Here is a 13,875-nt window from a genome sequence, read left to right as displayed (position 1 = left end):
CATATCGCGGATCGCCGTACGTCGCGCTTCTGACAACGAAAAGCTGATGATCATAAACAAACCTAGCAGTAGAAGAATGCCCCAGTCGAATTTTTTCAGTTTGTTGATCACCGCGAGCTCATCCTATTCCCAAAAACTTGCGAAACCGGCTAAATACGCCGCTCTTCTCTTCCAGCGGCATTAACGGCACCATATCGCCCAGTATCCGGCGTGCAATGTTGCGGTAAGCGATCGCCGCCCGCGAGGACGGATTCATCACGGTAGGCTCTCCGGCGTTGGCCGACTTGATCACCTTCTCGTCGTCGGGGACGATGCCGAGCAGATCGATGGCAAGAATGTTGCAAATGTCTTCGACATCCAGCATCTCGCCGGATTTGACCATGTTCGCCCGAATGCGGTTGATGATCAGCTTCGAAGGCAGCTGCGATTGCTCCAGCAGGCCGATGACCCGGTCCGCGTCGCGCACGGCCGCATTTTCCGGCGTCGTCACGATAATGGCCCGGTCCGCCCCGGCGACCGCATTGCGGAATCCCTGTTCGATGCCGGCCGGACAATCGATAATGACGTAGTCATGGTCCTTCTTCAGCTCCATGACCATATCCTTCACCTGCTCGGGCGTCACATCGTGCTTGTCTTTCGTCTGTGCGGCCGGCAGCATGTACAATTCATCGAACCGCTTGTCCTTGACGAGCGCTTGCTGAAGGCGGCAGCGGCCTTGGGCCACGTCGACGAGATCGTAGATGATCCGGTTTTCGAGTCCCATCACGACATCAAGGTTGCGCAATCCGATATCGGTATCCACCATGCACACCTTCTTGCCGAGCAGGGCGAGAGCCGTCCCCAGATTGGCGGAAGTGGTCGTTTTGCCGACCCCGCCCTTGCCCGACGTTACGACAATCGCTTCTCCCATGATTTACACTCCTTTAAAGAAGACCGATTCTTTGCGCAGGCGGTGAAGCTGCGTCGTCTTGTCGACCTTCATAACTCCGTCCTGCAAAAAGGCGTATTCCATCGCCGCGTCCCCGCTGATCCATTCTTCCGGCGGCCGGCTGATCACCCCGGCGATGCGAAGCTGCGTCGGTCGCAGCAGCGAGGCCGCGATGACCGCCTTCTCGTCGCCGTCGCAGCCGGCATGCGCCATACCCCGCAGCGCGCCCAGCACATAGATGTTTCCCGTGCAGCGCAGCGCACCGCCGGGGTTCACGTCGCCGAGCAGCAGCAGATCGCCTTCGTGCTCGACCGTCTGGCCGGAGCGGACGATCGCCGTCATGACCTTCAGCGCCAGCCTGCCGGCCGCCATCTCCGCGGGATGCTCGGATTCGATCGACTGAACGAGCAGATTGCCCTGCTGACGAATGACAGCCCGAAGCCGCTCCTTCTCATCTTCGTTGACGCGCCGGTTGCCGAGCTTCACCTGAACGTGAACGAGCGGGCCCGATAACAGCTGCTGGTGGGTATTTTCCAGCTTGTACCGGAGCTCGTCCAGCAGCGCGGAAAACTCGCACCGGTCGTCAAGCAGGAACACGAGACCGTCTTTTACGCCCTTGATCGTAATATACTGTTTATCGGCCACGTCCGTCCCTCCCTGAACTTATACCTTTCGTCCCGGAACCGGCGGATTCCTGCCGGCAGCCCGCTATTCCTCCTCGCCTGACTTTTGTCTGGGAGCGATACGTTCAAACCATCGTCTTGCCGGTATGTAAAAGACAAGAGCAAAGATCAGCTGGAGAAATAAACTGGGAGCGATATGATCGATAATGGCCCAGTCATAAGTTTCAGTCGAAATGCGAAAGACGCTGTAAATGAAGTATACGCCCGAATCGTAGGCGAATGTGGCCAAACCGATTATGGCAAGCGCCATGACGAGCGTGATCCGTTTGTTCGCCGCCAGCAAACCGGCCGTGTAGCCGAGCAGGCCCATCAGAAACGTATGAACGCCCATCAGATGGCCGTAATAGACGATATCCTGAAGAAGTCCGAAGCCGATTCCGAGACCGAACGCCATATACCGGCTGCCGTACAGACCCGCGAACAGAACGAACGCGAACACGAAATGGGGAACGATCCGGTCGCCGAAGCCGACCGGAACGAGCCACGGCACGATCGTTCCTTCCAGCATGAAAAGCAGCAGCATAATCCCGATCAGGCCGTACCGGTTCATTCCGACGTCTCCTCTTGACCCGGCACTTCCACGACGAACACTTCCGACAAATGGTCGAAATCGACCGCCGGGCGGACGGATGCCACTTTCGTCAATCCCATGTCGCCGACCTGCACCGTTTCCACCGTTCCGATCGTAAGTCCGCGAGGATAGACGTTGCCGAAGCCCGACGTAATGACCGTATCCCCGACAGTCATTTCGTCGTTCTCGGGAATTTTGTTCATATGCAGCATGCCCGTTTCATCGTCATAGCTGCTGACGATGCCGAATGACTTGTCCTCTCTGCCGCGAATGGTCGCCGCGATCGACTTGGACGTCAGCGAGCTGTCGTCCAGTTCCGTCAGCGGCATCACTTCGGCATGGAACGGCGATACTTTGCTGACGATGCCGACAAGGCCTTCCACGCTCGTCACGGCCATATTCGTACGGACGCCGTCCTTGGAGCCGAGATTGATGCGGATCGTTCGGTTGTACGGATCGGGGCTGACCGCCACGACCTGAGCGATCATATATTTGTATTTGTACAGACTCTGCTGCCGTTCCGTGAAGCCGAGCTCTTTCTTCAGCCGTTCGTTCTCGTTCCGGACAAAATTGTACTCCGCCTTATCCCTTGCATAGGCAGCGGCCAGCTGCCGCAACTGCTCGTTCTCCTCGCGCAGCGTACGCAGCGTACGGATATCCTCAAACAAGCCCGCCATATAACCAGCGGGCTTGTAGAACCATTGCTGAACGAATCCGACCGTATCTTTGATAAAGTTTTCCGGCCAGGACAGGTTCTTGCGGTCGGCAATGGAGAAGCCGATCACCGCAATGAACAAGATCAGACCGAGCATGAGCACGAACAACCTTTTATTCCGGATGTGTTTAGACACTTCAATCACCCGCCCATTCCTTCACCCGACCGCTAGCGGACATTAACGTCTGGAACGGGACGCAGCGCCGCCTTTATTTTTGAACAGATGGATATTGTCAAGCGCCCGGCCGGTGCCGATCGCAACGCAGTCGAGCGGATTTTCCGCCACGATGACCGGCATGCCCGTCTCGCGCGCGAGCAGCTTGTCCAAATTGCGCAGCAGCGCTCCGCCGCCCGTCAACACGATTCCGCGGTCCATAATATCTGCGGAGAGCTCCGGCGGACATTTCTCGAGCGTAATTTTGACGGCTTCCACAATCGCGTTCACCGTATCGGTCAACGCTTCGGTAATTTCGTCCGACGTGATCGAGAGCGTCTTCGGCAAGCCCGTAACGAGGTCCCGGCCGCGAATTTCCATCGACTCCGTCTTTTCCAGCGGCAGCGCCGTCCCGATGTCCATCTTGAGCTGCTCGCTTGTCCGTTCGCCGATCATCAGGTTGTACATCCGCTTGATGTACTGGATAATCGCTTCATCCATTTCATCTCCCGCGATGCGGATCGAACGGCTCGTCACGATACCGCCGAGCGAAATGACCGCCACCTCGGTCGTGCCGCCGCCGATATCGACGACCATGCTTCCGGTCGGTTCCCATACGGGCAGATCGGCGCCGATCGCAGCAGCGAAAGGCTCTTCGATCGTGTACGCCTCCCGTGCGCCCGCCTGTTTCGTCGCATCTTCAACGGCCCGCTTCTCCACCGCCGTAATTCCCGAAGGAACGCATACCATCACGCTGGGATGGCGGGGAAACAGCGAGCGCTGCTTCTGGGCTTGGCGAATAAAATACTTGATCATCGTCGCCGTCGTTTCGAAGTCGGCGATGACGCCGTCCTTCATCGGACGGACGGCGCGAATGTTGCCGGGCGTGCGCCCGATCATCTTCTTCGCGTGTTCGCCGACCGCTTCGATCGTTTTCGTATCGGTACGCAGGGCTACCACGGAAGGCTCCCTGACTACAATTCCTTTGCCTCTGACATATACGAGAGTATTCGCCGTTCCAAGGTCGATACCCAGGTCTCTTGTAAAACCACCAAACATGTTCGTTCTCCCTTCTTCAATCCGACAATCCCTATTATTATATTACAAGAGACCTTGTTCCTTCAAACTGACATAGCGCCCATCGCCGATGACAATATGATCCAGCACGTCGATGCCAACCAGTTCCCCGGCTTCGGCAAGCCTCTTCGTCAATGCGACGTCCTCCGGACTCGGGGAAGGATCTCCGCTGGGATGGTTGTGCACGCAAATGATCGACGCGCTGCTGCACTTGATTGCAGCCCGGAACACCTCGCGCGGGTGGACGAGCGAGGCGTTCAGCGTGCCGACGGACAGCGTTTCCTGGGTAATGACCTGGTTTTTCGTATTCAGAAACAAACAGACGAAATGTTCTTTCTTCAAATAGCGCAGATCGTCCATGACGATGTTCGCGGCATCCTCGGGTCTGCGGATCGTGACGGGCCCGTCCGTCCGCTCGCGGTTGATCCGCCGCCCCAGTTCGATGCCGGCCATCAGCTGCAGTGCTTTGGCTTGTCCGATGCCGCGGATGGCGGTCAATTCTTCAAGCGACATATCCAGCAAATTGCGCAAGCTCCCGCATTCCTTCAACACTCTGCCGGCCAGGTGAACGGCGGATTCCCGTCTCGTCCCCGTGCGCAGCAAAATCGCCAGCAGCTCGGCATGACTCAGCGCTTCGGCCCCATAGTTCATCATGCGCTCTCTCGGTCGGTCTTCATGGGGGACATCGCGCAGAACGTAACTGGGCTGCGTCATTATGTCCATCCCCGCCTTTACCGTACGTTTCTTTTCTTCGGATTCTTCGTTTCGTTAAAGCACGTCAAATTACGTCTACGTCAAAGTACGTCTACGCCAAATTCCGACAGCATATCCGCGAGCAGCGGCAACGGCAGGCCGACGACGTTGAAATAACAGCCTTCGATTCGCTCGACAAGCGTGGCGCCGAGCCCTTGAATCCCGTACGAGCCGGCCTTGTCCATCGGCTCGCCGGTCCGCACATAGCGGCGGATTCGTTCGTCATCGAGCGGCTTCATCGTCACCCGCGTCGAACGGTGTCGCACGAGCTCGCGTCCGTCCGCCGTACCGATCAAGGCAACGCCGGTATATACGTCATGCGAGCGCCCCTGCAGCCGCCTCAGCATCGAAACGGCTTCGTCTTCGGACTGCGGCTTGCCGAGAACTTGTCCGTCCAGCACGACGATCGTGTCGGCTCCGACGATAACCGACGGAGGGGCTTCCTCGCCGCGCAGCATGGCCGCCGCAGCCCGCGCTTTGCGCAGCGCCAACTGTTCCACCGTCGCAGCCGGCGTCCACGCCGGGTCGGACGTTTCGTCGACATCGGTCGAAATAAGACGAACCGGCAAGGAAAGGCCGAGCAATGCGACCAGTTCCCGCCGGCGCGGCGAAGAAGAAGCCAGCACAAGCTGGCGGATATCGTGATGGATTCGCTCTGAAGTTCGCGTCGTCACATTGCGCACTCCTTTCATCCGCCGGTTGCCGGCGGGGATCGTTACATCCTGCGGTACAGCCAAACGGCCAGAACGGCTCCGATGATGCTCAGCAGGCTCAGTTCGAGGCCGATCGTCAAGTCAAACCGAAATACGTGCAGATCGGCTGCCGGAGACAGGTTAATGCTTTCGGTTTGCGTTAAAAAGTCAGGCCCGGCATCTTCGGCAGCCATCGGGCCACAAGCGCGCCGGCCAGCAATCCCAGCACAATGAACAGCATCAGTATCCAGCCGTTTTTCTTCATCGTTCAACGCCTCTCGCCAAGTATTGACATATTTATTATAAGCGCCAACAGACGTCTTTACAATGCGGATGCCGATTCCCTCCAACCTTTTTCGGCGAGAACGGCGTTCATCAGCGCGCTCTGCACCGACCACAGATGGGAAACAGCCGGCTTCCGGTTATATTCCTCCAATGCCACAGCGGCGGAATTGAGCGATTTGACGATTTCCGCAATGGCCGTCTTGCCGGCACCATCGCCCGCTCCGGCTTGCGCCGCGGCGGCCGCTTTGGTCCACTGCTCGTGCGTTTCCTTCCAGCTTTCGACGGCCGCTTCCCCGATTGGCGACAGGGACGGCTGCTCCAACTGGGCGACCGTCAGCTTGCCCAGCTGCCCGACCAGCTCGCCGGTAAGGTCGATGAAGGATTGCAATTCCTCGGATTTGCCTGCGAAAGGAAGACTGGTTGCGGCCGGAACGTCCACCTGCTTGATAAATACTTCGAGATCCGGCATCCTGGCGCTGAGCGCGAGCGCTTCGCTGCGATTGTCGGCGATGCCGGCATAGACGCGGAAATCGGCATCCGTCGAAAGCGCGGCGGCGGCCAGCCCCTTGTCCTTCAACTGGGCGATCGCCGCATCCCGGCCTTCGCTGCTGCTGAATACGCCGAATTGCAGCATCTGATACGTCCTTTCCGGCGCTTTCACGGCGACTGTGCCGGCCGGATTCGCGGCGGCATTCCGCTCTTCGCCGGCGCCGGATTCCGGAGCCTTCTCCCCGTCCTCCCCGGAGGCGGGAACCGACGTTTCGTCTCCGGGCGATGCTGTCGCACCCTCCTGACTCGTCTGCTCCGCCCCGGCCGGCGACGGAAGCGAGGGCTGATCGGCAAAAAGCGATAGCAGCACATAGCCGAACAGCGCCCCGGTCGCGATCGCGCCGGTGACCGACAGGAACACTTTCATCCATGACGGCCCCCGTGCCGGGCCGCGCGAGCGCACGGTAGAGTAACGGCCGAAGCTGCCGAACCGGGAGGACGAAGCGGCTTCCGCATCCCGCTCGATCACCGGCCCTTCCCGATGCGGCACCTTCGGCATCCAATCGGGCAGGTCTTCGCCGTCGGCCGGAAGCAAAAGCGATGCGTCCGCCGAAAACCAGTAGCTTCCTCCGTCCGCAGCGTCTGCCGCGGCGGTCCGCGCACCGTCCGGCCGGAGCGTGTCCGGACGGCCGCCTCCGGCCGTTGCCGGCCCGGACGCCGTTACGGACGGCGGCGCGCCTTTCGAACTTCTCCGGGCATCTTCCGCGCTCTTGACCGCGCCGACTTTGATTGTGCCGTTTTTCGCCTGGCCGGTTTTGGCGCTGCCGCTATTGGCCACTTTGCGCTCCGCAGACGCATGGTCCGCATCCGTGTCGCGGATCAGTTGCTCCAGCGCGCCGATATCGTCCTGGAACGGACTTTTCCAGGAGGCGATTTCCGTCGTAAACGTCATCTCCTCGCGGTCCCGCCCGATCGGCACAACCTTCGCCTCGCCGCCCTTCGTCTCGCCGCCGCCTTCCGGACCGTTCGTCCGCTTCGCGCCGGACTCCGCCGTTTTATGGTCAAACCGGTACGTGATACGCGCTTTCGGGTTCATATCGCTCTCTCCTCGTATAGTATTTCTTGTCCCATATCTTCTACTATGATCATATGAGCCCATTGATAGAGTTATGATTGTCCCCGCCCCGAAAGCAAGAAAAACGCAAAGAAGCCCCCGGCTTCCGCTTGTTACAGCGGTTCGGAGGCTTCCATGTTATACCGGATGTTTCGTCTTGAGCGTCTGGACGAGACCGTCCGCCGCTTTCCAAATATCGCCCGCTCCCATCGTAATGACGAGATCGCCCGGCCGCACCGTTTCCGCCAGATGGGCCTGCACTTCTTCTTTGGTCGCCATGTAATCGGTGTTCGGATTGCTGTTTTGGCGAATAAGCTCGACAAGCTTCCGCGAATGAACGCCTTCGATTTGCTGCTCGCCGGCCGGCGAATAAATATCGGTAATGATGACCCGGTCCGCTTCCGAGAAAGCCCGGCTGAATTGCTCCAGCAAAAAGAAGGTGCGCGAATAACGCTGCGGCTGAAATACCGCCACAATCCGTTTGCCCGTCGCCTTGGCCGCGCTGATCGTCGCCTGAATCTCCGTCGGATGATGGGCGTAATCGTCAATGACGAGTATATCGTTCACTTCGCCCAGCACCTGAAAACGCCGTTTCGCCCCGCGGAAGGAACGGATCGCCTCGGCGATATCCTCGAAGGCGATTCCCGCCTCCAGACACGCGATAACCGTGGCCAGCGCATTGTACACATTGTGCAGCCCCGGCACCGACAGCTCGATCGTGCCGAGCGCGGCGCCGTTGCGCGTCACCGCGAACGACACCATCCGGTCTCCGAGCGCGATGCGCTCCGCTTTGAATTCCGCATCGCCTTCGACCGCGTACGTCACGATGCGGCGGTCGTCGGAAAATCGGCTTCGAGGCGAGGCAGCAGCTCGCGCAAGTTGTCGTCGTCGGCGCAGACGATCGCCCGGCCGCCCGGCTTGATCTGACGCAGAAACTGCACGTAAGCGGCCTTCAGCTTGCCGAAGTCGCCGTCGTAATTTTCAAGATGATCGGGCTCGATGTTGGTCACGATGCCGATAGCCGGCCGGTATTGCAGAAACGAGCCGTCGCTTTCGTCGGCTTCCGCCACGACATAATCGCCTTTGCCCGCCTTCGCGTTCGTCCCGACGTTGACGATTTCCCCTCCGATAACGTAGGTCGGATCCAGCTTGCACATCTCCATTACGAGCGCGATCATGGATGAGGTCGTCGTCTTCCCGTGCGCCCCCGCCACCGCCACGCCTTTGCCGGCATTCATGATGCGGGCGAGCATCTGGGCGCGATGAAGCACCGGAATGTTCAACTCTTCCGCCGCTCTGCGCTCCACATTGTCTTTTGCCAGCGCGGTGGAATAGACGACCAGATCCGCTCCCTGAACATGCTTGGCCTCGTGGCCGATATAGATGCGCGCGCCTTTGGCCGCCAGCTTCTCCGTCAGTTCCTGGCGGGCGACGTCCGATCCGGTCACCGTGTAACCCATTTCCAGCATAACTCTGGCGATCGCGCTCATGCCGTAGCCGCCGATGCCGATGAAATGTACATGTTCTGCCGAATTCACAGAGACTCACCAACCTTTTTCATTATCCGAGTTGCTCAACAGACGGGAACGGACATCAGCGATCAAATAGAGCGTACCGGTCACGACCGCCAGATCGCCGGAGCCGGTCGTCCGGCGCAGCCGCTCCAGCGCTTCCCGCCAATCCGGCACGACTGCCAGTTCCACGTGCAGGTCCATCTCCTTCATCATATCCCGAGCGAGCTCTCCCAACGCTTCCGCCGCCATCGCTTTGCGGAAATCAGGCGCCGTTACGATCAGCGAATCCACTAGTGGCAGTATATGCTTCAGTACGTTGCGATGTTTCTTGTTCTCGAGCATACCGATCATGACATGCAGCTTCTCGTACCGATACGTATCGGTCAGCGCCGACGACAACGTTTCCGCGCCTTCGGGATTATGGGCGCCGTCAAGCAGGATGCGCGGATTGTCGGATACCATCTCCAGCCTTCCCGGCCATGCCGTCTCGCGCAGACCGGCGGCCAAATCCTCGTCCTCTACGATCAGCGCGTAATACTGCCGCAGCACTTCCAGCGTCATGATCGCGACAGCCGCGTTCTTCCGCTGATGCGCGCCGTTCATCGTAATCGTCAGCGGCTCAATATTGCGGAACAATCCTTCGAAGCGGAACGTCTGCTCGTTTTCGCGCACCTCGATCGGCGTCTCGCGAAACTGCTTTCCGTACAAATACAGCGTGCTGCTCTTCCGCTCCGCCGTCTCCCGGATCACCTCGATCGCTTCCGGCTGTTCGACCGCGCTCACGACGGGGACGCCGGCCTTGATGATTCCCGCCTTCTCGCTGGCCACCTGGACGATCGAATCGCCGAGAATGTCCATATGGTCGTGCCCGACATTCGTAATGACCGAGACGACCGGCGTCACGACGTTCGTTACGTCCAGCCGGCCGCCAAGGCCCGTCTCCCATACGACGTAGTCGGGGTAGGTGACCGTCGCGTAATAGAGCAGCGCAAGCGCCGTCGATACTTCGAACATCGTCGGCGATCCGAGCGGAGTCGCCGCGATCTCGTCCACTTCCGGCTTGAGCCGGTTGGCCAATGCCGTCAACGTTTCTTCCGGGATATCCTCGCCGTTATATTGAAAACGATTCGTAAACTTCGTGAGATATGGGGACGTATACGTCCCCACATCGTAACCGCACCGAATCAACACGCTCGTCAAATAAGCGCAGACCGAGCCTTTGCCGTTCGTGCCGGCCACATGAATAAATTTCAGCCGGCGCTCCGGATGGCCGAGCCTTTCCAGCAAAAGATTGATTCTCTCCAGGCCCGGCCGGATGCCGAAAGGAACGAGGCCGTTTATCCAGTCGGCCGCCTCCCGGTAGGTGGCGAACGGTTCCGTCTGCCGATTCGTCGTTTCCGTCATCGCAGCATTTCCTTCTTTCCGTTCGCGGTCAGCCGCGAAGCTCGGCGATTCTCGCCAGCACTTTCGCACGCTTGTCCGCGTAGTCTTTCAATTTGTTGCGTTCTTCCTCGATTACTTTGGCCGGAGCTTTCGCCATAAAGCCTTCGTTGGCCAGCTTCCTCTCGATCCGTTCGACCTCGCCGTTCAACGTTTTCAGCTCTTTCTCCAGGCGGGCGATTTCCTGCTCGATGTCGATCAGTCCGGCAAGCGGCAAGAACAGCTCGGCCCCCGTCACAACTGCGGACATCGCCTTGTCCGGTCCGGTAAGAGCAAGACCGATCTCCAATTGCGACGTGCCGCAGAACCGCTCGATAAAATCGCGGTTGCGGTTCAGGATCGCTTCCTCCGTCTCTCCGGAAGGCTTGACGATCAGCTCGACCTTGCGGCTCATCGGCGCTCCGACCTCGGCGCGAATGTTGCGCACGGCGCGAATAAGCTCCATCAGCAGTTCCATCTCGCGCACCGCTTCCGGCGCTTCGAACGCGGCGTCATACGTCGGCCAGGCGGCCAGCGTAATCGTTTCGCCCTCATGCGGCAGATGCTGCCAGATTTCCTCGCTGATGAAAGGCATGAACGGATGGATGAGCCGCAGCGTCCGGTCGAGCACGTAAGCGAGCACCGACTGCGTGGCGCGCTTCGCTTCCTCGTCCTGGCCATACAGATTGAGCTTGGCAAACTCGATATACCAATCGCACAGATCGTCCCAGATGAAATTGTACAGCAATCGGCCCGTTTCTCCGAATTCGTACTGGTCGATCAGACGGGTTATATCGCGCGCCGTTTCGTTCAGCCGGTGCAAAATCCATCTTTCCGCCGTGCCGAGCTTGCCGGAAAGATCGATGTCCGACACTTTAAAGCCTTCCAGATTCATAAGGGCGAAGCGGGACGCGTTCCAGATCTTGTTCGCGAAGTTGCGCGCCTGCTCGACCTTCTCTTTGCGGTAGCGCAAATCCTGGCCGGGCGTAATGCCGGTCGACAGCATGAAGCGCATCGCATCCGCGCCGTACTGCTCGATCACATCGAGCGGATCGACGCCGTTGCCAAGCGACTTGGACATCTTCTGCCCGTTCTCGTCGCGGACGAGGCCGTGCAGCAGCACGTCGCGGAACGGAATCGTTCCGGTAAATTCGAGCGCGGTGAAAATCATCCGGGCCACCCAGAAATAGATGATGTCGTAGCCTGTGACAAGCAGGTCGGTCGGATAATACCACTTCATGTCTTCCGTCTCCGACGGCCAGCCGAGCGTCGAGAACGGCCACAGCGCCGAACTGAACCATGTATCCAGCACGTCCTCGTCCTGGCGGAGCGGGCCGCCGCATGCGGGACAATCGGTCATGTCTTCCCGCGAAACATGAAGCTCGCCGCAGCCGTCGCAATACCAGGCCGGAATCCGGTGACCCCACCACAGCTGGCGGGAGATGCACCAGTCGCGGACGTTCTCGATCCAGTGCAAGTAAATTTTTCGAACCGGTCGGGTACGAAACGGACGCCTTTGCCGGCCTTCTGCGCTTCGATCGCCCGCTCCGCGAGCGGCTTCATCGCGACGAACCACTGCGTCGACAAGTACGGCTCGACGACGGCTCCGCTGCGCTCGCTATGGCCGACCTGATGAACGTGATCCTCGATTTTGACCAGGACGCCCTGCTCTTTCAGATCGGCCACGATCCGCTTGCGGCATTCGGCCCTGTCGAGCCCTTGATACGGGCCGGCATTCTCGTTCATTACGCCGCTTTCGTCCATGACGATAATTTGCGGAAGATCATGCCGCAGGCCGACCTCGAAGTCGTTCGGATCGTGAGCCGGCGTAATCTTGACGGCGCCGGAGCCGAAATCTTTCTCCACGTACTCGTCGCCGATAATCGGAATTTCACGGCCGAGTATAGGCAGCACGAGCGTTTTGCCGATCAGATGCTTGTAGCGCTCGTCTTCCGGGTGAACGGCGACGGCCGTATCGCCCAGCATCGTCTCCGGCCGGGTCGTCGCCACCGTCAACGTGCCGCTGCCGTCCTTGAGCGGATATTGGAGATGATAGAGATGGCCGTTGACTTCTTTATACTCCACTTCGATGTCCGACAATGCCGTGCGGGCGGCCGGGTCCCAGTTGATAATCTTCTTGCCGCGATAGATCAGACCTTTGTCGTACAGCCGGACGAACACTTCGCGCACCGCGCGCGACAGCCCTTCATCGAGCGTGAACCGCTCGCGGGAATAATCGAGCGAGAAGCCCATTTTGGCCCACTGCTCGCGGATCGTTTCGGCGTACCGCTCCTTCCATTCCCATACTTTCTCGAGAAATGCCTCGCGTCCCAGATCGTAGCGCGTTACGCCCTCCTCGCGAAGCCGCTGCTCCACCTTCGTCTGCGTGGCGATCCCCGCATGGTCGGTACCCGGCAGCCACAGCGCATCGTAACCCTGCATCCGCTTCGCGCGAATCATAATGTCCTGAAGCGTGAAATCGAGCGCATGACCGATATGCAGCATACCCGTAACGTTCGGCGGCGGGATGACGATCGTGTACGGCTTCGCATCCGGCCTTACGCCAGCCTTGAAAAAATTGCCCTTTATCCAATAATCGTACCATTTTGCTCCGCCTGCTTCGGATCGTACGTCGTCGGCATCGCCGTCGCCGTCTGATTGTCTGCCATTTGACTCAACCTCCATAAAATCGGGCTCAGCGGCCCATAAAATAGAAAAAGCCCCCGTCCGCCAAAGGACGAAAGGGCTGTGCTCTTCCGTGGTACCACCTTCATTCCGCACCGCCTGCTACGGCGTAATGCGGCACTCGGACAGATAACGGCTGCTGCCGGCCTGCCTTGGCTGAATCGAGCATCGGGCAGGCGACTCCGGGGCGACCTGTCGCAGCAACATCCTGCGGAACTCTCAGCTGCAACCGTTCCGCTCTCTGAAGGCTTGGCTTGCGACTCTTCCCTTTCTTCGTCTTTATACAAAGTTATATCCTTAATCATACCTGCGTTATACGTCTTTCGTCAATATAAGCGGCGACCTATTTTGAAAGTGGCAGTAGCGGGCGGGGAACCCGCTGCGCGGGGGCGGGCGTTCGCGCACCTCAGGGGCGCTATGGGCCCGGCGTGAACGTCAAATAGCCCCCACCTAGCGGCGGGAGCAGACTTCGACTATGCTGTTGTTAGCTTTTCTTCATCCGGCATTCGGCCGGAAGCGAGTTCGACCAAGGCATGAACGGTGGCTGCGGCATCCAGCGAAGGGGATGAGCCCTGGTGCGTTCGCACAGACGGAACGTTATTCTCAGACAGAACGTTATTTCTCAGACGGAACGTTTCTCCTCAGACGGAACGTTACTCCTCAGACAGAACGTTTCTCTAACGAATCTCACACACCTTATTTTGGTCTATAAGCTACTTTTTGGGATGTAACGAATCTGAGCCACCTTATTTACGATATTCCGCCTGAATTTGACTACTTTTAAGCAAATAGCGTT

At 58.9% G+C, this 13,875-nt stretch carries 10 protein-coding genes and 2 pseudogenes; all 12 read right to left on the bottom strand.

The features are described 5' to 3' along the window. Window positions 1-118: 118 nt before the first annotated feature. The 12 genes and pseudogenes from minD to PACILC2_RS14150 all read right to left on the bottom strand — a co-directional run bounded on the left by minD (window position 119) and on the right by PACILC2_RS14150 (window position 13,063). Window positions 119-910 (bottom strand): septum site-determining protein MinD, encoded by a 792-nt coding sequence (gene minD, locus PACILC2_RS14205; RefSeq protein ID WP_062491913.1) that lies wholly within the window; start codon window positions 908-910, stop codon window positions 119-121. A 3-nt stretch (window positions 911-913) separates the two neighbouring features. Further along, window positions 914-1,573 (bottom strand): septum site-determining protein MinC, encoded by a 660-nt coding sequence (minC, locus tag PACILC2_RS14200; protein WP_062491911.1) that lies wholly within the window; start codon window positions 1,571-1,573, stop codon window positions 914-916. A 63-nt stretch (window positions 1,574-1,636) separates the two neighbouring features. Then, on the bottom strand, window positions 1,637-2,161 hold the full coding sequence (gene mreD / locus PACILC2_RS14195; RefSeq protein ID WP_062491908.1) for a rod shape-determining protein MreD: 525 nt from the start codon (window positions 2,159-2,161) through the stop codon (window positions 1,637-1,639). After that, window positions 2,158-3,033 carry a rod shape-determining protein MreC gene (gene mreC / locus PACILC2_RS14190; protein ID WP_307860590.1) on the bottom strand — a complete coding sequence of 292 codons (876 nt, stop codon included), beginning with the start codon at window positions 3,031-3,033 and terminating at the stop codon, window positions 2,158-2,160. Before mreC ends, mreD begins: the two co-directional genes overlap by 4 nt. Window positions 3,034-3,075: 42 nt before the next feature. Next, window positions 3,076-4,110, bottom strand: coding sequence for a rod shape-determining protein (locus tag PACILC2_RS14185; protein ID WP_062491904.1), 1,035 nt, complete (start codon window positions 4,108-4,110; stop codon window positions 3,076-3,078). A gap of 42 nt (window positions 4,111-4,152) precedes the next feature. Further along, a complete protein-coding gene (gene radC / locus PACILC2_RS14180; protein WP_213529210.1) occupies window positions 4,153-4,842 on the bottom strand; it encodes a RadC family protein in 690 nt (229 codons plus the stop codon). An 80-nt stretch (window positions 4,843-4,922) separates the two neighbouring features. Beyond that, window positions 4,923-5,573: a Maf family protein gene (locus PACILC2_RS14175; protein WP_062496631.1), complete on the bottom strand. Its 651-nt coding sequence runs from the start codon at window positions 5,571-5,573 to the stop codon at window positions 4,923-4,925. A 23-nt stretch (window positions 5,574-5,596) separates the two neighbouring features. After that, the gene (locus PACILC2_RS14170) at window positions 5,597-5,845 is read right to left on the bottom strand and encodes a DUF4321 domain-containing protein (protein ID WP_244863512.1); all 249 of its coding nucleotides are present in this window, start codon (window positions 5,843-5,845) and stop codon (window positions 5,597-5,599) included. 50 nt (window positions 5,846-5,895) lie between these two features. After that, the gene (locus PACILC2_RS14165) at window positions 5,896-7,443 is read right to left on the bottom strand and encodes an SPOR domain-containing protein (protein WP_213529209.1); all 1,548 of its coding nucleotides are present in this window, start codon (window positions 7,441-7,443) and stop codon (window positions 5,896-5,898) included. 156 nt (window positions 7,444-7,599) lie between these two features. Beyond that, window positions 7,600-8,999 (bottom strand): annotated as a pseudogene (gene murC, locus PACILC2_RS14160) (UDP-N-acetylmuramate--L-alanine ligase). 6 nt (window positions 9,000-9,005) lie between these two features. Further along, window positions 9,006-10,379, bottom strand: a complete 1,374-nt coding sequence (locus tag PACILC2_RS14155) for a bifunctional folylpolyglutamate synthase/dihydrofolate synthase (RefSeq protein ID WP_213529208.1) — start codon at window positions 10,377-10,379, stop codon at window positions 9,006-9,008. Window positions 10,380-10,407: 28 nt separating this feature from the next. Further along, a pseudogene (locus PACILC2_RS14150) lies at window positions 10,408-13,063 on the bottom strand (valine--tRNA ligase). Window positions 13,064-13,875 lie beyond the last annotated feature (812 nt).

The sequence above is a fragment of the Paenibacillus cisolokensis genome, assembly GCF_018403665.1.
GTDB lineage: Bacteria > Bacillota > Bacilli > Paenibacillales > Paenibacillaceae > Paenibacillus_AH > Paenibacillus_AH cisolokensis.
This window is presented reverse-complemented; position numbering and strand designations above follow the sequence as displayed.